Origin of the sequence: Krasilnikovia sp. M28-CT-15 (assembly GCF_047159595.1) — a bacterium.
Lineage (GTDB): Bacteria > Actinomycetota > Actinomycetes > Mycobacteriales > Micromonosporaceae > Actinoplanes.
Window position 1 is genome coordinate 6,953,126 of record NZ_BAAGAK010000001.1, and the last position, 19,966, is coordinate 6,973,091.

Consider the following 19,966-nt stretch of genomic DNA (forward strand, 5'->3'; position numbering starts at 1 on the left):
GTCCCGGACCTCGACACGGATCAGCCAAAACCCTCGGACACGGGCCCCAGCAACGCGGACCAGCCCGCCCAGAGCAACGCGGACCAGCCCGCCCCCAGCAACGCGGACCAGCCCGCCCAGAGCAACGCGGACCAGCCCGCCCAGAGCAGCCCGGACAATGCAATTCAGCGCGGCCCGGACGACGCAGCCCACAGCGGGCCGGGCAAAGCAGCCCACAGGGGGCCTGGGCCTGCCTCGGCGGCCAGGGCCGCACCGCACGGGCCCCCCGTTTCCGGCAAAAGCCGCGAGGCGGACCCCAAGACCGACAACGGGACCTCGGGAAGAAGCGACGGCCGCCCGGCCACCCAGGCGCAGACCCCGCAAGCCGCAGCCGAGGCGGCGATCGCGGACGGTGTCGCAGACGGTGGGCCGGAACATCGACCCGGGGACGTCGGCTCCAGTGACCAGCCGACGCAGAACGACGCGCACACCGGGAAGACGAGCGGGACGGCGGGGAAGACGGCTGGGCCAACCGCAACGGCAGGGGCGCCGACCGGGAAGGCCGACGCACCAGCCGACAGGCCGGGAAAGGCGACGGACAAGCCAGCCGAGGGAACAGACAAGCCAGCCGGAACGGCAGGCAGGACAGACGGCGACGCTGCGCAGGGCGACGCGGGCGATCCGCCCACGGCCGCCGCGGTGGCGGCCGCGTCGAAGGGCCGCGCCACCCGTGTCCTGCGTCGCGCCAATCCAGTCCGGGTGGCCCGCGCGGCCGGACGCCGCACCTCGGCCTGGGCCCGGCGGCCGAGCGGCCGGCTCATCCTGCCCGCCGCCATCGCCGCGCTGCTGATGGGTGCCGCCGGCACAGCCGGGGCGTACCTCGTGCCGAATGCGCTGCCGACGGGGCCCTTGCCGAGCGCGACCCCGGGGTTCCCCCTCGATGAGGCGGGCCCGTTGCCGTCGGGGAGCGTCCCGGGCGAGGCGGCCACGCTGCCGGGCAGCACCGGGCCGACGTTCCCGGTGGTCACCGGAGCCCGGCCCGCGGACGCGCTGACGGGCTGGGCGCAGCAGATTGGCACCCGGGTCGGCATCCCGGTGGTGGCCGTGCAGGCGTACGGGTACGCGGAGCTGGTGGTGGCCCGCACCACGCCGAGCTGTCACCTCAACTGGACAACCCTCGCCGCGATCGGCGAAGTGGAGTCCGCGCACGGCAGCGCACTCGGCGCGGTGCTCGGCGCGGACGGTTCGGTGCAGCCGCCCATCTTCGGGCTGCCCCTGGACGGCAAGGGCGGTCGCCAGTTGATCCGGGACACCGATCAGGGCGTGATCGACGGCGACGCGACGTACGACCGGGCGGTCGGACCGCTGCAGTTCATCCCGTCCACATGGAAGGAGAACGCGGTCGACGCCGACAACAGCGGGCTCGCCGATCCCAACGACATCGACGACGCGGCGCTGACCGCGGCGATCTACCTGTGCCGCAACGGCCGGGACATGTCCAAGGCGGACGCGTGGTGGGACGCGATCCTGTCGTACAACGCGGTGCGGCCGTACGCGCAGAAGGTTTTCGACGCCGCGAACACGTACGGCCAGCGAAGCCGCGTCTGAGCGCGATTATTGTCAACCGACAGTGACGGACCACATACGAATGCATCCGTGGGCCTTCCCTGAGGCTCGCCTTACCGGCAAGCTGTACGCGTGAGGGTGCGTGAGTGGGATCCCCGGGCCGCGTCGCCGGGGGAGATCCGATCGCTCGTGGAGACGCTGAACGCGGTGCTGGCCGCGGACCTCCCCGACGATCCACCGTGGCAGGACGTCCAGGTCAGGGAGTATCTGGCCGAGACCATGCCCGGCGAGCGCCGGATCTGCTGGGTGGTCGAGGACGACCGCCTTCCCGAGGGCGAGAGCCGGGTGTACGGCCACGTCAGCATCCTGCTGCTCGGCGACATCGGCGTCCTGGAGGTGCTGGTCCATCCGGCCCTGCGCCGCCGCGGCCTGGGGCGGCAGCTCGTCGGGGTCGCCGCGCGCCGCGCGTACCTGGAGGGCTTCTCGTCGATCGGGGTCGAGGTGATCGGCGACACCCCGGCCATCGCGTTCTACGAGTCGGTCGGCTTCGAGCGCGAGTATGCGGAGACCCGTAGCGTCCTCGCCCTCTCCAAGGTGGATTGGGAGGCGCTGGGGTCGATGGGCAACGGCATCGCCCACGGCTACCGCATCGAGTACTACCCGGGCGGCCCCCCGGAGGAGCTGCTGGAGGCGTACGCGCAGGCCAAGCTGGAGGCCCCGGACGACGAGAACGACCTGGATCTGGCTCCCCGGTCGTCCGATCCGCAGCGGTTACGCGACAGCCTGCAGACGCTGCACAAGCGCGGGCTCAAGCCGTACATCGTGCTGGCGGTGCACGAGGCCACCGGGGTGGTGGCGGGTCTCACCGAAGTGGTGGTACCGGCGCAGCACCCGGAGCGCGCGGACCAGTACGACACCATCGTCGTCCGCGCCCACCGCGGACACGGTGTGGACCGGGCGATCAAGGCGCGCATGCTGTTCGAGCTGCGCGCCGCGGAGCCGGGTCTGCTGGAGGTGCAGACGTGGAACGCACGCCACAACGAATCGATGATCAAGGTTAACGCCGAGTTGGGCTTCCAGCTGGACCGTGACTGGTATGAATATGGCGCCGATGTTGCGCAACTGGTACAGACCTTGGAACCCACGGACTGACCTCGGGCTTTAGCGTCGGCTTACCCCTGTTCAGCTCCCAGTGGAGGCTTCGTGCGCTACCGACGCATATTGCCCATCATCGCTGTATCCATAGTCTCGGCGACCACCCTCTTCCCCGGCGCGGCCCACGCCGCCGACGAACCCCTGACCGTCGGCGCGGTGCAGGGCAGCACCACCACCAGCCCGCGCACCCAGCGCTCGCCGCTGGCGCCACCGTCCGGCAACGGCACCAGCTCCGCCAAGTACCTGGTCCGCGGCGTCGTCACCCAGCTGGCGCTGTCGCACACCGACACCGGCGCGAAGCAGTACGGCTTCTTCCTGCAGAGCCGCAAGGACGCGACCGACGGCGACCCGGCCACCTCCGACGGCGTCTACGTCTTCATGTCCACCTTCACCACCCTGATCGGCGGGTACGCCCCCAAGGTGGGCGACGAGATCGTCGTCAAGGCGAAGGTGAGCGAGTACTTCAGCCTTACCGAGCTGTCCAGCGCGGAGTACGTGAGCACGCTGGCGACCGGCCTCGACGTGCCCGCCGAGGTGCAGGTCGACGACGCCACCCCGCCCGCCGACGCCCCCGCCGCGGACCTGTTCTGGGAGCGGCACGAGGGCATGCAGCTGCGGGTCCGCTCCGGTTCCGGCATCGTCTCCGGCACCAAGGTCTACGACAGCACCGACGACGCCGAGGTCTGGGCGATCGACCGGGACGACCCGCTGATGAAACGCGAGGACCCGTACGCGCGGCGGGCGTTCCGCGACGCGCACCCGATGGACGACCTGCCGGGCACGGTCGACAACGGCAACGGCGACCGCATCCTGCTCGGCCCCATGGGGGTCAAGGCGGCCGTGGGCGACGCCGACGCGGTGCTGCCCCCGGCACGCACGTTCGACACCGTGCGCGGCGACGCGATCGGCGGCGTCTTCTACGCGTTCAACAAGTACAGCGTCCAGCCGGCGGCGGTCGCGTTCGCGCAGGGCCCGGACCCGGCGAAGAACAACCCGCCGAAGGCCGCCACGCGCAGCCGCGAGGTCGCGGTCGCCACGTTCAACGTGGAGAACCTGTACGACTTCCGCGACGACCCCTTCGACGGCTGCGACTTCACCGGGAACCCGGGCTGCACCGGGGTCAAGCCGCCCTTCGACTACGTCCCGGCGAGCGCCGAGGAGTACCAGAAGCGGCTGGGGGTGCTGGCCGGGCAGATCGCCGACGACCTGCACAGCCCCGACCTGATCCTCGCTCAAGAGGCCGAGGACCAGGACATCTGCACGGTCACCGACGGCGCGCTGGCCTGCGGCGACACCAACAACGCGGACGGCAAGCCCGACACCCTGCAGGAGCTGGCGCTCACGATCAGGGCCGCGGGCGGTCCCGCGTACGATGCGGCGTTCGACCGGACCGGCGCGGACGCCCGGGGCATCACCGCGGCGTTCCTGTACCGCACAGACCGGCTGTCGCCGGCCGCACCGGCGGCGGACGACGCCGTCCTCGGCGCCGCCCCGAAGGTCGTGTACCGGGGCGCCCCGCTGCCCGCGAACACCGACGTGGCCAACCCGAAGGCACTGAACGCGGTGCTGCCCGCGGACGTGGACAAGTCCACGGGCGTGGACGGCGCGAACGTCTACACGCGCGCCCCGCAGGTCGGCCTGTTCGACGTCAAGGCGGCGCCGGGCTCCACGGAGCACTACCAGCTCTGGGCGGTCAGCAACCACTACTCGTCCGGTCCGGACGGCCGGGTCGGGCAGCGCACCGAGCAGGCCGCGTACGGTGCCGCGCTGGTCACCGCGATCGAGGCGGCCCACCCGCACGCCCGGGTCGTGTACGGCGGCGACCTGAACGTGTTCCCGCGCCCCGACGACCCGGTCCCCGCCCACCCCGGCGATCAGCTCGGCCCGCTGTACACCGCCGGACTGCACAATCTGTGGGACGACCTGGTGAAGGACGTGCCCGCTGCCGCGTACTCGTACGACTTCGAGGGGCAGGCGCAGACGCTGGACAACGTGTTCGTCACGGACGCCCTGTACGCGGACCTGATCCAGATCCGGTCGGCGCACATCAACGCGGACTACGCCGGCCACGACCCGGACAACCCGAACCGGGGGGCCAGCGACCACGACCCGCAGGTGATCCGGTTCCAGTCGCGTCCGGCGCTGTCCGTGGCGGGGGCCCGGGTCGCCGAGGGGGCCGCGGGAACGACCACGGACCTGGTGTTCCCGGTGACGTTGTCGCGTCCGATGAGCCAGCCGTTGACGGTGTGCGCGGTGGCCGCGCCGCAGACCGCGTGGCCGGTGCTGGACTTCGACCCGTACGTCGGCTGCCGCACCATCGCGGCGGGCGAGACCGCCACGAGCTTCACGGTGACCGTGCGCGGCGACGACGTCCGCGAGCCGGACGAGAAGCTGACCCTGGCGATCGCGGGCCTGTCCACCTCGGTCCGGCAGACCGGCCCGACCGCCACCGGCGTCATCGTCAACGACGACTAGCTCGCCGCACGACAGGCGCCCGGGCCCGGCGGTGACAGCACACCGCCGGGCCCCGGCGTATCCGTTTCACATCATCTGGGAACAGAGGCCGGCCATGGCGATGCCGACCACCGAGCCGCTGATGAGCAACCCGATGCCGAACGCGCGGAACGGGGGATGAATCAGGCAGACCAGAACGGCCAGGCCGAAGACCGGCGCCCAGGGCAGATACGGTGACCCATGGGAAGGCTGCGGCGTTATGGCCACCGACACGCACGGGCCGAGGAAGCCGACCGCCATGCCGGTGGCGACGCCCGCCGTGATCTTGCCCCCGGTGGACCAGGCGGGTACCTCCGGGGACGCGACGATCAGAATCGGGGGTTCGATCGACTCCTGCCGCAGGGTCAGCCCGTATCCCGCCGGGTCGCGGGCGATCAGCAGGCGACCGTCCAGTCCGCCGGTGTCGGTGACCTGGTAGCCGGTGCGCCCGCAGTGTTCGGCCACCGCCGCGAACACCTGGTCCGGCGGAAGGTTGACCGCGACGGCTCCCGCCCGGACCCGGTTCCCCGCCGTGGGTGAGGCCTGCATGGCCTCCTGCTTGAGCCGCACGGGAGGAAGGGGCGTGGCCATCAAACCCGGGCAGTCTTGGAGGATCGCCGCCATCCGCTGCTCCACGCCCTGCTTGGCCTCGGCGTGACTCGGCGGCCGGTTCGGGGTCACCTGAGCAGAATGACCTATCTTGTGCTGACCTGAGATCCATATCCAGCAAGTGCGATCAAGGCCCGCGGCTCACGTCCGGACATCGAGCCCGGTGCAGATGCCGGACAGCAGGACGCCCACCACCGAGCCGCCGATGAGCAGGCCGGTGCCGAACGCACGGGATGCGGGATGGAGCAGGCAGCCCAGCACCGCCACGATGAAGAGCGGTACCCAGGCGAACCACCGGGCGTTCACGTCGAGCAGGTGCGACAGGTCGAATACCGCGGCCCACAGCGACAGGGCGGGTGAGACGACGCCGACCGCCGCCCCGGTGGCGACACCGGCCCAGATCCGGGCCGTTGTGCTCCAGGGGGGCTCCCCCGGGGACGCGACGATCAGAATCGGGGCCTCGCTGGCGTGCTGCCGCAGCGTCAGCAGGTATCCCCCTTGGCCGCGGGCGATCAGCAGGCGGCCGTCCCTCCCGTCGGCGTCGGTGACCCCGTAGCCGGCGCGTCGGCAGTGTTCTGTCACGGCGGCGAACACCTGGTCCGGCGGAAGGTTGACCGCGGTGGCACCGGCCCGTACCCGCCTGCCTGCCGTCACGTCCGCCAACGCGGCCTCTTTCCGCAGCCGCGCCGGCGGGAGCGGGACGGCCTGCATACCCGGGCAGTCGCGGAGGATCGCCGACATCCGTTGCTCGACGCCCTGCTTGGCGTCGGCGTGATTCGGCGCCCAGTTCGGTGTCACCTGGGCAGAATGGACTTTTTAACACAGTTCTGGTGGTTATATCTAGCAAGTGCAATTAGGTGCCATGCCGGTAGAGACACATGAGATCTTCACGGGTCTCGGTCTGGCCGTAGCGGCAGCCGTCTTCGCCACCGAGACGCACCGGCGCGAACGCCACGATCCCCGGCTCTGGTACCTCGTCGCGGGCGCGCTGACCGGCGGGGCCGTCTTCGCCAGGCTCGGCACCTGGCTGCGGCATCTGCGACCCGGCGACAATCCCGGCCTCGTCGAGCAATGGATGTACGGCAACCGCAGCATCCTGTCCGGACTGCTCGGCGCGTACGCCGGGGTGCTCGTCGCGAAACGCCTGTGCGGCTACACCGAACACAGTGGCGACCTGTTCGCCCCCGGGGTGGCCGCCGGGATGGCGGTGGGCCGGATCGGCTGCCTGCTCACCGAGCTCCCCGGCACCCCGACCGGCGGGCGCTGGGGCATCACCCTGACCCCGGAAGCCGCCGCCCGCATCCCCGGCGCGCAGGCAGGCGTGCCGCTGCACCCCTCCTTCGCGTACGAAATCGTTTTCCATCTGCTGGCCCTGGTCGCGCTGGTGCTGCTGCGCGACCGCGTCACCCGGCCGGACGCGCTGTTCACCGGATACCTCGCCGGATACGCGATCTTCCGGTTCGGGGTCGAGTTCGTCCGCGGCAACGAGGTGGTGGCCGACGGGCTGACCCGGCCGCAATGGTTCCTGCTGTGCTGCGCGCCGCTGCTGGCCTGGCGGATCTGGAAGGTCAACGGGAGAGTGAAGGTCCGATGAGCATGCTCGGCATGCCGCTGCGCGGCGACCGCGTCCACCGGTACGTCAACGCCTTCTGTCCACACTGCCACGCCGAGAATCCCCTGCGGGACCTCGCCGACGTGGCCCGGCTGTCCGGGCGGCTGGCCATCCGCGACGGCCGGGTGTGGCTGGAACGCGGTTGCCCCCGCCACGGCCTGGTCAGCACGCTGTATGACGAGGAACCCGAGATCCTCGAATACCTGGAACGGTGGACGGCACCCACCAAGCAGCACCAGCCGGACCTGGCGGGCAACTTCGCTCCCGTCCCGGTGGGCTACCTCGACGGGCTGCCCGAGATGCAGACCCAGCACACCTGCATCCTGCTGACCGACCTCACCGACACGTGCAACCTGCGCTGCCCCACCTGTTTCGCCGACTCGTCACCGGCCGAGCAGTCGGTCGTCGCGCTGGCCGACATCCTGGCGAGTGTGGACACCCGGATCTCCCGGGAGAACGGGCGGCTCGACGTACTCATGCTCTCCGGCGGCGAGCCCACCCTCCACCCGCAGCTGGGCGACCTGCTCGACGAGCTGGCGGCCCGGCCGGTGGTGCGGATCCTGCTCAACACGAACGGTCTGGCCGTGGCCCGCGACGACGCGCTCCTCGACCTGCTGGCCCGCCACCGGCACCGGCTGGAGGTCTACCTGCAGTACGACGGGGTCACGGAGCGGGCGCACCGCCTGCACCGCGGCGCCGACCTGCGGCGGATCAAGGACCAGGCGATCGATCGGCTCAGCGAACGGGGCATCTTCACCACCCTGACCATGACGGCCGCGCTCGGCGTCAACGACGATCAGATCGGTGCCGTGCTCAAGCGGGCGCTCGACACCCCGTACGTGGGTGGGGTGTCGATCCAGCCCCAGTTCGGATCGGGCCGGTCCGAGCCGATCGACTGGCGCGACCGGCTCACCCACACCGGCGTCCTGGCCCGGCTCGGCCCGCAGACCGGCGACCTGGTCACCTGGCACGACCTCACCGCCCTGCCGTGCTCCCATCCGCACTGCTGCTCGGTGGGCTACCTGCTGCGCGACGACACCGGCCGGTGGCGCTCGCTGACCGCGCTGATCGGCACCCAGAAGCTGCTGGAGCTGTTGGAACTGTCGCCCGATCTGGTGGCCAACCGCATCGCCGACACCGACCTTCCCGCGCACCTGCGGCAGGCGGTCAAGGACTCGCTGCTCGGGCTGCTGTCCGAGCAGTCCTCGCTGTCGCATCCCCGGATCGGGGAACTGTGGCGCGACATCTGCACCAACTGCGACCTCGGCATCGGCACGATGACCGCGCTGGCGTCCTCGGCGCTGCCGGGCAGCCACGAGCGGCTGCGTCGCATGCTGGCCGGCCGGGTCAAGCGGATCACCGTCAAGCCGTTCATGGACATGGCGACCATGGTCGAGGAACGTCTGACGCAGTGCTGCATCCACGTGGCGACCCGGCGGGACCAGCGGGATCAGTGCGCGCCGTTCTGCGCCGTTCAAGCCTGGCCGCAGTTGGCCGCCCAGCGGCTGCCCCGGGCGGTGTCATCGTGAGCACCCCGCACGATCCACTTCGGCTGTGTGTGTACGCGACCGTGGCGGCACTGACCTGGATCGCCGGGCCGGTCGCCGTGACGGCGTTCGCGGTGCTGGCCTTCGCGGGCTACCTGCGGGCGCACCGGCAGGGGCTGCGCCGGTCCGCCTGTGTCCTGCGGGACGTCCGCCTGGTGCTGGCCTACCTGGCGGTGCTGGCGGCGGCCGGTGCCGCCGGGCTGATCATCCGCTGGACCTGACGGGCCCGGGAGAACCCGACCGGCAGGCGCCGAGGATTTCGATGGAGCGACACGGGAGCCGATCCGGCACCCTTCGGTCCAGTTGCGTTTTTGGTGGTTAGGGCAGATCCTCAACCTGTGGTGATTCCTGTGCTTGAGTTGTTGACGACGAGCGAGGCGGCGACGCTGCTGCGATCGTCGCGGCAGCACGTGGTCGACCTGTGTGACCGCGGGCTGCTGCCGTACGTCAAGATCGGGGCGCATCGGCGGCTGCGTCGCTCTGACATCGATGCGATATTGCACCCCGCCTTGACCCGTGACCAGCTCAAGGCGCTGTGGTTGCACAGAGCGGTCGCCGGGCGGCTGGTTCAGGACCCAGACGTGGTGCTGGCCAAGGCGGCGGACAATCTGGAACTCCTCCATCGCATCCACCCCGACGGGATGGCGGCTGAATGGCTTGACCGATGGCGAACCGTGTTCGACAGCGGGGTCGAGGCGATTCTGAACGCGCTGACCTCCCGGGCGCCGCACGCCATCGAGTTGCGGCAGAACTCGCCATTCGCCGGCGTACTCACCGAGGCGGAGCGCCGAGCGGTGCTGGAGTCGTTCGCCGACCGCTGGCGCAGCGAGCATGCAGCATGAGACGCGAACATTTGGAGCACGTCCTACGTGCCGCGTCGCAGATCGCCGGAGATCCCGACGTGTTGGTCATCGGCAGCCAGTCGGTTCTGGGGGCGATCCCGGAGGAACGCCTCCCGCCAGCGGCGACCGCTTCGATCGAAGTTGATGTGGCCTTTTTCGATGACCCTGACGACCGAAAGGCGGATCAGGTCGACGGAGCGATCGGTGAGTTGTCAGCGTTCCATGAGACCTTCGGTTACTACGCCCAAGGCGTCAGCGTATCGACAGCGGTCCTTCCAGCGGGCTGGCGTGACCGACTCGTCCGGGTCGAGACGGTGGAGGTTCCGGACGCGATTCGGCAGCGATTGCGCAACTGGATCTCGAGTCAGCTGCGCTCGAGGACCCCGCCTGACCCGGCTGGCTAGTAACGCCGGCGGAGCAGGTGGGCGGCCTCGGTCGCCCAGTACGTGAGGATGATCTGGGCGCCGGCCCGCTTGATGGACGTCAGGCTCTCCACGATGACGCGTTCGCGGTCGACCCAGCCGTTGGCGGCGGCCGCCTCGACCATCGCGTACTCGCCGGAGACCTGGTAGGCCGCGACCGGGACGTCGACCCGGTCGCGGACCGCGGCGATCACGTCGAGGTACGGCAGGGCGGGCTTGACCATCACCATGTCCGCGCCCTCGGCCACGTCCAGGTCGACCTCGCGCAGCGCCTCCCGGATGTTGCCCGGGTCCTGCTGGTACGTGCGCCGGTCCCCCTGCAGGGTGGACTCGACCGCCTCGCGGAACGGGCCGTAGAAGGCACCGGCGTACTTTACCGCGTACGCCAGCACCGCCACGTCCTGATGACCGGCCCGGTCCAGGCCCTTGCGGATCACGCCGATCTGGCCGTCCATCATCCCCGACGGGGCCACCACGTGCGCCCCGGCCTCGGCCATCGCGACCCCCATCTGGGCGTACAGCTCCAGCGTGGCGTCGTTGTCGACGCTGCCGTCGGGAGCGAGCACCCCGCAGTGGCCGTGCGTGGTGAACTCGTCCAGGCACAGGTCGCCCATGACCACCGTGGCGTCGCCGACCTCCGCGATCACGTCGCGGATCGCCACGTTGAGGATGCCGTCCGGGTCGAGACCGGCCGAGCCGGTCTCGTCCTTGCTGGCCTGCTCGGGCACGCCGAACACCATCAGGCCGCCGACGCCCGCCCCGACCGCCTCGTGCGCGGCCTTGCGCAGCGACTCGCGCGAGTGCTGCACCATGCCCGGCAGCGAGCTGATCGGGCGGGGCTCGGTCAGCCCCTCCTTGACGAACAGCGGCAGCACCAGTTCGGCCGGGGCGACCCGCGTCTCCTCGACGAGGCGACGCAGGGCCGCGGTCCGGCGCAGTCGGCGCGGGCGGATCTCCGGGTACGGCACGATGATTCCCCTAGCGGAAGCGGGGGCACACGACGGTGGGTACCCCGATCAGCGGAAACGTAGCGCGGTGGGGCCCTGAACCTTGGAACCCCGGCGCTGCTTGGCGGGCATGGCGGCCAGCTTCTCGCGCAGCTCGACCGCGTACTCGGCGAGCGCCTCGACCAGGTCCGGCACCGAGGCGTGCTGCGGCTGCACGTCCACCCGCAGGCCGAACTCGGTGGCGGTCTCGGCGGTCTTCGGGCCGATCACCGCGACGACGGTACGGGCGTGCGGCTTGCCCGCGATGCCGACGAGGTTGCGCACCGTGGAGGACGACGTGAACAGCACCGCGTCGAAGCCGCCCGACTTGATCGCGTCGCGGATCTCGGCCGGCGGCGGCGCCGCCCGCACCGTCCGGTACGCGGTGACGTCGTCGACCTCCCAGCCCCGCTCGATCAGGCCCGCGGCCAGGGTCTCGGTGGCGATGTCGGCGCGCGGCAGCAGCACCCGGCCGACCGGGTCGAGGATCTCGTCGTGCGGCGAGAACTCCGCCAGCAGGCCCTCGCTGGACTGCTCCCCGGCCGGGATCAGCTCGGGCTGGATGCCGAACGCGCGGACCGCCTCCGCGGTGGCCTCGCCGATGCAGGCGATCTTCACGCCGCCGAAGTGCCGGGCGTCCAGGCCGTGCTCGCCGAACTTCTCCCACACCGCGCGTACGGCGTTGACCGAGGTGAACACGACCCACGCGTACCGGCCGTCGACCAGGCCCTTGACCGCGCGCTCCATCTGGGCCGGGGTACGCGGCGGCTCGACCGCGATGGTCGGCACCTCGCACGGGATCGCCCCGTACGCGCGCAGCCGGGCACTCATCGCCCCGGCCTGCTCCTTGGTACGCGGGACGAGCACCTTCCAGCCGTACAGGGGGCGGTTCTCCCACCAGCTCAGCTTGTCGCGGTGCGCGACGTTCGCGCCGACCGTGAGCACGACGCGGCCGGTGAAACCGAGCGCCGCGGCGACGAAGCTGTCCACGGTGGACGTGGTGGTGTACTGGGTCTCGCCGGTGCCGTCGCCGGTCACCCCGACCGGGGTGCCGGGCTCGACGCCCGCCGCGATCAGCCCGTCGCGGACGGTGGCGAGGTCACCGGCGTCGACCGCGACCGCGAACGAGCCGCGCGCGGCGGCCCCGGCCAGCGCGTCGAAGTCCAGGGCGGCGATGTCGTCGATGTCGGCGACGCTGCGCACGCCGGGCAGCGGCACGCCCGCGTAGGTGGCGACGCCCGCGGCCTGGCCCACGCCGGGCACGACCTCGAACTGCACCGCGGTGCGGGCGACCGCCTGCACCTCCTTGACGACCGAGTCGTGGCCGAACGGGTCACCAGCGACGAGGTGCACCGCGGACAGTCCGGACTTGGCCGCGGACAGCAGCACCTTGGCGACGTCGCCGGGCGCGCCCTCGGCCGGGCTGAACTGGGTGTCCTCCTTGGCCTCCGCACGGATCGCCGCCAGCAGCGATTCCGGCACGCCGCGGTCGTAGACCACCTGGTCGGCGTCGGCCAGGGCGTCATGGGCCCGGCGGGTCAGCAGGCCGGGATCGCCGGGTCCGGCCCCGACGAACGCGATGCGGCCGCCGGACTTACGAGTGCGGGTGGTCATTTCTCTGTGCTCCCCATCAGGGTATCGGCGCCGGCGTCGAGGAGGTCGGCGGCCAACGCCTTGCCGATCTCCGCCGCGTCGGCGGGCGTTCCGGTACGCGACAGCCGGATGGCTCGGGCCCCATCCGGGCTGATCACCGCACCGCGCAGGTATATCTCGTCACCGTGCTCGCCCTCGGCGAGCTCGGCGTGTGCCGCGACCGGGGCGGAACACCCGGCCTCCAGCGTGGCCAGCATCGCCCGTTCCGCCGTGACGGCGGCCCGGGTCGGTGCGTGGTCGAGCACGGCCAGCAGCTCGACCAGGTCTGTGTCGCCGGCCCGGCACTCGATCGCCAGCGCGCCCTGGGCGGGGGCGGGCAGCATGAGCATCGGGTCCAGCGTCTCGGTGATCTCGGCGGTCCGGCCGAGCCGGGCGATCCCGGCGCGGGCCAGCACGACCGCATCGAGGTCGGCGGAAGGGCCGAGCACCCGCGCGATGCGGCTGTCCACGTTCCCGCGGATCGGGGTTACCGCAAACTGCAGGCCCAGCGCGTGCAGCTGGGCGATGCGGCGCACCGCCCCGGTGCCGATCGCGGCGCCGGGCGGCAGCTCGGCCAGCGTCCGGCCGTCGCGGGCCACCAGCGCGTCGCGCGGGTCCTCCCGCTGCGGGATCGCCGCGATGTGCAGCCGCGGGTGGTCGCCGGTCGGCAGGTCCTTGTACGAGTGCACCGCGAAGTCGATCTCGTCGGCCAGCAGCGCGTCGCGCAGCGCCGACACGAACACCCCGACCCCGAGCTGGGCGACCGGGGCGGCCGAACGGTCCCCGGCGGTCTGGATCCGGACCAGCTCCACGGCACGGCCGGTGGCGGCGGTCAGGGCGTCCGCGACCATCTGGGACTGGGCGAGGGCGAGGGCGCTGCCCCGGGTGCCCAGGCGCAGGGCGCTCATGCGGTCCCCCCGATCTCGGGTACGGCATCGGCCTGGGTGGCCAGCGGCACGTCCAGGTCGAACAGTTCACGCAGCAGCGCCGCGTACTGGTCGCCGCCCGGCTCGGCGGCCAGCTGGCGCACCCGCACGGTAGGCGAATGCAGCAACTGCTGCACGACCCGGTGCAGCGTACGGGACACGTCGGCGCGCTGCTCGGCGGTGAATTCGGGCCGCCGCGCGTTGAGCTTGGCCAGCTCGGCGGAGACCACCTCGTCGGCGCGGGTGCGCAGGGCGGCCACGGTCGGGGCGATGTCGGCGCCGCGCAACCAGGCCAGGAAGTGGTCGACCTCGGCCGCGACGATCTGCTCGACGGCGGCGGTCTCGGCGGCCGCGGGCGGGGTGCGGCGGCTGCGGGCGAGGCCGTCGATGTCGATGACCACGACGCCGGGCAGCTCGGCGGCGTCGGGCTCGACGTCCCGGGGAACCGCCAGGTCGAGGACGACCAGCGGCGGGGTGGCGGCGCTGCGCCGGGCCAGAACGGCGGCGAGACGCTCACGGGTGAGCACCGGGTCGGGCGCGGCGGTGGCGGTCACCACGATGTCGACGTCGGCGAGGGCCGCATCCAGGTCCGCGTACGCGACGGCGGTCGCGCCGTACGCCTCGGACAGCCGGTCGGCGCGCGCCGCGCTGCGGTTGGTGATCCGCAGTGGCCCCACGCCGGCGCGGGTGAGGGTGGCCAGCGAGAGCGCACCCATGGCTCCGGCGCCGACGATCAGCGCGGTGCGGCCCGTGATCCCGTCCGCGAAGTGGTCACCGGCGAGGTCGAGAGCGGCGGTGACGACGCTCTGCCCGGCGCGGTCGATGCCGGTCTCGGCGTGCGCCCGCTTACCCACCCGCAGCGACTGCTGCATGAGCTCGTGCAGGAGGCGACCGGCGGTGTCCGCCTCGGTCGCCGCGTGGTACGCGTCGCGCAGCTGCCCGAGGATCTGCGCCTCGCCCACCACCATGGAGTCCAGGCCGGAGGAGACCCGGAACAGGTGCTCGACGGCGGCCTCGTCGTAGTGGACGTACAGATGCCCGGCGAGATCGCCCGAGGCGACACCGGAGTGTTCCGCGACGACGTTGCAGACGTCGCTGAGGCCGCCGTGGAAGCCGGTGACCGCCGCGTACACCTCGACCCGGTTGCACGTGGACAGCACGACCGCCTCGCCGATGTACGGCTGGGCGACCAGGCGTTGCAGCACCGCGGGGATGTCTGACTCGGCGATGGCCAGCTGTTCGAGCGTGCCGACGCCCGCGGTGCGGTAGGACGCACCGACGCTGAGGAGGTTCACGTTCCGACCGCCTCCTGCCCGCCGGTGTTCTCGCGGCCGCCGGGCAGGGCGGTGAGCGAGGCCTTGCGGTGCTCGTGGAAAGAGAGGATCTGCAGTTCGATGGCGAGGTCGACCTTGCGGACGTCGACTCCCGGCGGCACCGACAGCACGCATGGCGCGAAGTTCAGGATGCTGGTCACCCCGGCGGCGACGAGGCCGTCGGCGACGGTCTGGGCCGCGCTGGCCGGGGTCGCGATGACGCCGATCGCGAGGGCTTCGGCGGCGGCGACGCGGGGCAGCTCGTCGAAGTGCAGGACGGTGAGACCGTTGATCTGCTCGCCGACCCGGGCGGGGTCGGCGTCGAAGAGGGCGACGATGCGGAAGCCGCGGCTGGCGAAGCCCGCGTACCCGGCGAGGGCGTGCCCGAGGTTGCCGACGCCGACGAGGCAGACCGCGCGGCGCTGGTCGAGACCGAGGATGTACTCGATCTGGTCGATCAGCAGGGCGACGTCGTAGCCGACCCCGCGGGTGCCGTACGAGCCGAGGTGGGACAGGTCCTTGCGCAGCTTCGCCGAGTTGACCCCCGCGGCGGCGGCGAGGCCCTCGCTGGAGATGGTGTCCGCGCCGGATTCGGCGAGGTGGTGCAGCGCGCGAAGGTATTCCGGGAGCCGCGCGATCGTCGCCTCCGGCAGATCCGGGAAGGCGGGGACGGCGCCGGCGTTGCCGGGTGTGCTTCCGTGCCGCTGCTGGCTCATCTGACTCCGTGCCGACGAGGTGGCGAACCTGCGGCGAACCCCTGCAGACCTACCGGACGTGACTGTGGTAGCGGGGCCCGCCGGACTCACACAGTAGGCGCTTGTGAAGGCGTGCACAAATCGCGATCTTGCTCGGAGAACTGGACAAACGTCGGGTCGACGTGCTAGCCGCCGCCGACGCGTTCGAGTATGGCCCCCGGGCGGCCCGATCGGCCACCTGGACGACCGGTGTCACAACCCCCGGGCGATGTCCACGGCCTCCACGAGCGTGTCCGCCACCGGCAGCCCCGACGCGCGCAGCCGGGCCGGGTCGGTGAACCCCCCGGTGTACAGCACCGCGACGCCGCCCACGGACTGCGCGGCGCTCGCGTCGTCGAGGGAGTCGCCGATCAGCACGACGTCGGTGCCGGCGACCCCGAGCTCGGCCAGGTGCCGCGCGAGGTGGCCCGCCTTCAGGTCGCCGCCCACCTCGGTGCGCAGCCCGTCGACCCGGGCGAACACCCCGGCCAGCCCGTACGTCTCGATCGCGGGGACCAGCTCGTCGTGGAACCACATGGACAGCAGCGACTGGGTGCCCGGCCAGGTGGTCAGCGCGGCCTGCGCGTCCGCGGCCAGCGACGCCGTGGTCAGCCCCAGCCGGTACGCCTCGTGGAAGATCCGGTCGAGCCGGCCGAACTCCTCGGCGTCGACGGCCCGCTCCAGGATCTCGGCGTAGAACTCGGCGACCGGGCGGCGGAAGCGGCGCCGGTGCTCGTCGGGGTCGACGCTGCGCCCGCCCGTCGCGGCGAACGCGTGATTCGTCGAGCTGACCACGAGATGCAGGTCGTCGAGCAGGGTGCCGTTCCAGTCCCAGACCAGGTGTTTGCGCGCCACCCGACGACCTTAGCGGCCACCTGCGACAACCATCGACGTGATTTTCACAGCGGCGGGGCACCCGGCGCCCGGGCCAGATCACGTCGCAGCCGGGCCTCCTCCACCCGCCAGTAGCCGTGTTCGCGGCCGTCCAGCAGCAGCACCGGGACCCGGTCGCCGTAGTCGCGTTCCAGCTCGATCGAGCCGTCCACGTCGATCCGGGTCCACGGCTCCCCGGTATCTGCCGCGATGCGGTCCAGCACCTGCTCGGCGACCTCACACAGATGGCAGCCGTCCCGGCTGATCAGCGTCAGCCTCGGCGCGGGCCCGCCGTCGGCATCCCGTCGGGATCCCTCGGTGCGCCCGGTCATGACAGGCCCACCTTCGTCATGCCCTCGTGGCCCTCGCTGCGCTCGGTGCGCTCGGTCATGACAGGGCGCTCTTGCGGACTTTGCCGATCGGGGAGTGCGGCAGCTCGGCGACGAGGTCGATGACCTTGGGCAGCTTGAACCGGGCCAGCCACCGCGAGCAGTGTTCCCGCAGCTCCTCCGGGGTGGGCGGGGGATCGGCGGCGGGCACCACGAACGCGTGCGGCGCCTGGCCGGTCTCCGCGTCCGGCGCCCCGATCACGGCCGCCTCGGCCACCCCGGGGTGCTCGGCCAGCACCCGCTCGATCTCCGCCGGGTAGACGTTGAAGCCGTTGACCAGGATGAGTTCGCCGATCCGGTCGACCAGCACGAGGTCGCCCTCGCCGTCGGCGTACGCGACGTCGCCCGTGCCCCACCAGCCGTCCGCGTCCGGGCCGCCCTGCCCATCGGGCCAGTACCCGGAGAACAGGTTGGGTCCGCGCACCACGATCTCGCCGGGGTCGGTGCCGTCCGAGTCCGCGATCGCGAGGTCCAGCTCGGCGAGGTCCTCGTCGAGCGACGCGGTGCCGTCGCGCCACAGCACCGCGCCGTCGGCGGTGCGCAGCAGCAGCGAGACCCCGGGCAGCGGCCGCCCGATCGAGCCGGTCTTGTGCCGGGTGCCGACCGCGGTGGTGGTGAGCACCGGCGCGGTCTCGGTCAACCCGTATCCGACGATGATCCGGACGCCGGAGACGGCTTCGAAGCGCGTCGCGTCGTCCGGGTCGAGCGGGGCCGCGCCGCACACCGCGGCCCGCAGCCCGGCCAGCACCTGCGCCGCCTCGGGGCGCCGGGACCAGGCCGCGTACATCGAGGGCACGCCCAGCGTCACGGTGACGCCGTGCCGGGCGATCGTGGCCAGGGACCCGGCCGGGTCGAACTTGTCCACCAGCACCCCGCACGCCCCGTGATGCGCGACCGTGCCCAGCCCGGTGTTCAGCCCGTACGCATGGAACAGCGGCACGGCCAGCAGCACGACGTCGTCCGGCCCGACCACGGGCGGGTCGATCCGGTCGAGCTGGTCGTGGTTGGCGGCCAGGGCGGCGTGGCTGAGCATGGCGCCCTTCGGCCGCCCGCTCGTGCCGGAGGTGTAGAGCAGCACCGCGACCTGGTCGGCCCGGGGCGTTGCGGGAGCGGCGCCGGGTCCGTCCGCGGCGGGCAGTTCCGGGGGTACGACCACCGCCTGACCCGGGCGCAGCCGGTCACGCACCGCCTGCTCGGCGACCACGACGGCGGCCCCGGCGTCGGTGAGCGCGTACGTCAGCTCGTCGTCGGTGTAGCCCGGGTTGAGCGGCACGGCGACCAGGCCCGCGCGCAGCACGCCGTGGAAGGTGACCGCGAAGTCGAGGGTGTTGCCCAGGACGAGGGCGACCCGGGCGCCCGCCTGCGGGCACAGCGCCCACAGGCGGCGGGCCGCCTCGTCGACGCGCGCGGAAAGGTCCTGCCAGGTCAGGGTCGTCTCGCCCGCGATCAGGGCGGGGGCGTCCGGACGGCGCGCGGCGGCCGCGCGTACGGGGTCGTGAGCATCGTCCTGCACGAGGCCCGAGTCTGGCACATCGGCCACCCGAACGGGTGCCACGGACGCGGTGTCCGTCACTCCTCGCAACCGTGCCCGACATGATGACACAAAGTTCCTGACGTCCGGTGTGTGCCACTTCGGGATAATCTCGCTCGGCGCACACGGTGTGCGACTCCGGGTGTCCAAGGTCCGTAACACTTCCCACTCGTGTAACGGACTCCACACCGGTGGGTGAGGTCGGCCCGGCAGGTTTGCGGGACGGCCCCACCCCTTTTGTTGTGATTTGACCCATTGCCGGACTAGGAGGCGCAGTGAGCCAGGTGTACGCCGGCGACCCGTACCGCCGTGACGTGTTCGCCGCACGCCTCGCGCTCACCGAGGGCCTGACCGCCCTGCGGCGCAGCGTGGACGGGATGATCGCGCACGCGATCCGTGGGGACGGCACCCGGCGGGCACCCAACCGACCGCCGCTCAACCAGTCACCCGGCCAGCACCTGCCCCCCACCGGCAACGTCAAGCCGGTCGCGGGCCGGGTGGTCGTGCCGGGCCGGCCCCCGATGCCGGCCCAGCCCGGCCCGGGGCAGCGGCCCGGTGAGGCGCCGGTGGCCGATGGCGACAGCGGGGTGGTCGTACCGGCCCAGAGCACCACCGGGCCGCCGACCGAGACCGAACCACCGAAGTACCCGGCCCGCCCCGATCCCACCGACGCGGCTGCCGAGGTGTGGGCGCTGGTCGAACGGGCGAAGGAAGGCGACGCCGAAGCGTTCGGCCTGATCTACGACCGGTACGTCGACACGGTGTTCCGGTTCGTGTACTTCCGGGTGGGTAACCGCCAACTCGCCGAGGACCTCACCTCGGACACGTTCCTGCGCGCCCTCAAACGCATCGGCAGCTTCACCTGGCAGGGCCGGGACCTCGGCGCCTGGCTGGTGACCATCGCCCGGAACCTGGTCGCGGACCACTTCAAGTCCGGCCGGTACCGCCTGGAGGTGACCACCGGGGACGTTCTGGACGCCGACCGCGAGGACCGCGGCCCCGAAGGCAGCCCGGAGGCGGCCGTCGTGGACCACATCACCAACGTCGCCCTGCTCACCGCGGTCAAGCAGCTCAACCCGGAACAGCAGGAGTGCATCGTGCTGCGTTTCCTGCAAGGCTTCAGCGTGGCCGAGACCGCGCAGACCATGGGCAAGAACGAGGGCGCCATCAAGGCCCTGCAGTACCGGGCCGTCCGGGCGCTCGCCCGGCTGCTGCCCGAAGGGTTCCAGTGGTGACGACGCTTTCCCCGATGTCGATCTCCACAGCACCCGCCGACAGTCCCCGGCCCGTAACCGTACGCGCCCGCCACGCGTTTGACCGGGTGCGACCCGCGTTGGACCGCAAGTCCCGCTTCCGC

General features: G+C 72.0%; 19 protein-coding genes and 1 pseudogene. 9 read left to right on the forward strand and 11 right to left on the reverse strand.

The genetic code is table 11. From position 1 onward, the window contains the following. Positions 1-20: 20 nt before the first annotated feature. Entirely contained in the window at positions 21-158 is a 138-nt protein-coding gene (locus tag ACMCNO_RS31865) for a hypothetical protein (protein ID WP_412753123.1), read from the reverse strand. Positions 159-678: 520 nt separating this feature from the next. Here ACMCNO_RS31865 and ACMCNO_RS31870 point away from each other — a divergent pair. The 3 genes and pseudogenes from ACMCNO_RS31870 to ACMCNO_RS31880 form a co-directional block, all read left to right on the forward strand. After that, positions 679-1,587, forward strand: coding sequence for a lytic transglycosylase domain-containing protein (locus tag ACMCNO_RS31870; protein ID WP_412753124.1), 909 nt, complete (start codon positions 679-681; stop codon positions 1,585-1,587). A 90-nt stretch (positions 1,588-1,677) separates the two neighbouring features. After that, positions 1,678-2,697, forward strand: a complete 1,020-nt coding sequence (locus tag ACMCNO_RS31875) for an N-acetyltransferase family protein (protein WP_412753125.1) — start codon at positions 1,678-1,680, stop codon at positions 2,695-2,697. A 144-nt stretch (positions 2,698-2,841) separates the two neighbouring features. Next, positions 2,842-5,175 (forward strand): annotated as a pseudogene (locus ACMCNO_RS31880) (endonuclease); the annotation flags it as partial. 66 nt (positions 5,176-5,241) lie between these two features. On the opposite strand, the gene ACMCNO_RS31885 reads toward ACMCNO_RS31880, so the two are convergent. After that, positions 5,242-5,874: a hypothetical protein gene (locus ACMCNO_RS31885; RefSeq protein ID WP_412753126.1), complete on the reverse strand. Its 633-nt coding sequence runs from the start codon at positions 5,872-5,874 to the stop codon at positions 5,242-5,244. Between the two features lie 69 nt (positions 5,875-5,943). Then, positions 5,944-6,600 (reverse strand): hypothetical protein, encoded by a 657-nt coding sequence (locus ACMCNO_RS31890; protein WP_412753127.1) that lies wholly within the window; start codon positions 6,598-6,600, stop codon positions 5,944-5,946. Between the two features lie 49 nt (positions 6,601-6,649). Here ACMCNO_RS31890 and ACMCNO_RS31895 point away from each other — a divergent pair, with 49 nt between their 5' ends. The 5 genes from ACMCNO_RS31895 to ACMCNO_RS31915 all read left to right on the forward strand — a co-directional run bounded on the left by ACMCNO_RS31895 (position 6,650) and on the right by ACMCNO_RS31915 (position 10,207). Further along, positions 6,650-7,396, forward strand: coding sequence for a prolipoprotein diacylglyceryl transferase (locus ACMCNO_RS31895; protein WP_412753128.1), 747 nt, complete (start codon positions 6,650-6,652; stop codon positions 7,394-7,396). Then, positions 7,393-8,943: a radical SAM protein gene (locus tag ACMCNO_RS31900; protein ID WP_412753129.1), complete on the forward strand. Its 1,551-nt coding sequence runs from the start codon at positions 7,393-7,395 to the stop codon at positions 8,941-8,943. The genes ACMCNO_RS31895 and ACMCNO_RS31900 overlap by 4 nt, the downstream gene beginning before the upstream one ends. Next, positions 8,940-9,182 carry a hypothetical protein gene (locus ACMCNO_RS31905; protein WP_412753130.1) on the forward strand — a complete coding sequence of 81 codons (243 nt, stop codon included), beginning with the start codon at positions 8,940-8,942 and terminating at the stop codon, positions 9,180-9,182. Before ACMCNO_RS31900 ends, ACMCNO_RS31905 begins: the two co-directional genes overlap by 4 nt. 93 nt (positions 9,183-9,275) lie before the next feature. Next, complete coding sequence (locus ACMCNO_RS31910; RefSeq protein ID WP_412753877.1) at positions 9,276-9,803, forward strand: helix-turn-helix domain-containing protein; 528 nt, start codon at positions 9,276-9,278, stop codon at positions 9,801-9,803. Beyond that, entirely contained in the window at positions 9,800-10,207 is a 408-nt protein-coding gene (locus tag ACMCNO_RS31915) for a hypothetical protein (RefSeq protein ID WP_412753131.1), read from the forward strand. The genes ACMCNO_RS31910 and ACMCNO_RS31915 overlap by 4 nt, the downstream gene beginning before the upstream one ends. On the opposite strand, the gene hemB is transcribed toward ACMCNO_RS31915, so the two are convergent. The 8 genes from hemB to ACMCNO_RS31955 form a co-directional block, all read right to left on the reverse strand. Next, the gene (hemB, locus tag ACMCNO_RS31920) at positions 10,204-11,193 is read right to left on the reverse strand and encodes a porphobilinogen synthase (RefSeq protein ID WP_412753132.1); all 990 of its coding nucleotides are present in this window, start codon (positions 11,191-11,193) and stop codon (positions 10,204-10,206) included. The two genes, ACMCNO_RS31915 and hemB, sit on opposite strands and share 4 nt — an antisense overlap. Positions 11,194-11,241: 48 nt before the next feature. Next, positions 11,242-12,825, reverse strand: a complete 1,584-nt coding sequence (locus ACMCNO_RS31925; protein WP_412753133.1) for a uroporphyrinogen-III synthase — start codon at positions 12,823-12,825, stop codon at positions 11,242-11,244. Then, positions 12,822-13,751: a hydroxymethylbilane synthase gene (gene hemC, locus ACMCNO_RS31930; protein WP_412753134.1), complete on the reverse strand. Its 930-nt coding sequence runs from the start codon at positions 13,749-13,751 to the stop codon at positions 12,822-12,824. The genes ACMCNO_RS31925 and hemC overlap by 4 nt, the downstream gene beginning before the upstream one ends. Next, positions 13,748-15,064: a glutamyl-tRNA reductase gene (locus ACMCNO_RS31935; protein WP_412753135.1), complete on the reverse strand. Its 1,317-nt coding sequence runs from the start codon at positions 15,062-15,064 to the stop codon at positions 13,748-13,750. Before ACMCNO_RS31935 ends, hemC begins: the two co-directional genes overlap by 4 nt. Then, positions 15,061-15,798, reverse strand: a complete 738-nt coding sequence (locus ACMCNO_RS31940; protein ID WP_412753136.1) for a redox-sensing transcriptional repressor Rex — start codon at positions 15,796-15,798, stop codon at positions 15,061-15,063. The genes ACMCNO_RS31935 and ACMCNO_RS31940 overlap by 4 nt, the downstream gene beginning before the upstream one ends. A gap of 231 nt (positions 15,799-16,029) precedes the next feature. Beyond that, the gene (locus ACMCNO_RS31945) at positions 16,030-16,671 is read right to left on the reverse strand and encodes an HAD family hydrolase (protein WP_412753137.1); all 642 of its coding nucleotides are present in this window, start codon (positions 16,669-16,671) and stop codon (positions 16,030-16,032) included. 44 nt (positions 16,672-16,715) lie between these two features. Continuing rightward, positions 16,716-17,021, reverse strand: a complete 306-nt coding sequence (locus ACMCNO_RS31950) for a glutaredoxin family protein (protein WP_412753138.1) — start codon at positions 17,019-17,021, stop codon at positions 16,716-16,718. A gap of 55 nt (positions 17,022-17,076) precedes the next feature. Then, on the reverse strand, positions 17,077-18,591 hold the full coding sequence (locus tag ACMCNO_RS31955; RefSeq protein WP_412753139.1) for an AMP-binding protein: 1,515 nt from the start codon (positions 18,589-18,591) through the stop codon (positions 17,077-17,079). Between the two features lie 293 nt (positions 18,592-18,884). On the opposite strand from ACMCNO_RS31955, the gene ACMCNO_RS31960 reads away from it, so the two are divergent. Next, positions 18,885-19,844 (forward strand): ECF subfamily RNA polymerase sigma factor, BldN family, encoded by a 960-nt coding sequence (locus tag ACMCNO_RS31960; RefSeq protein WP_412753140.1) that lies wholly within the window; start codon positions 18,885-18,887, stop codon positions 19,842-19,844. Positions 19,845-19,966 lie beyond the last annotated feature (122 nt).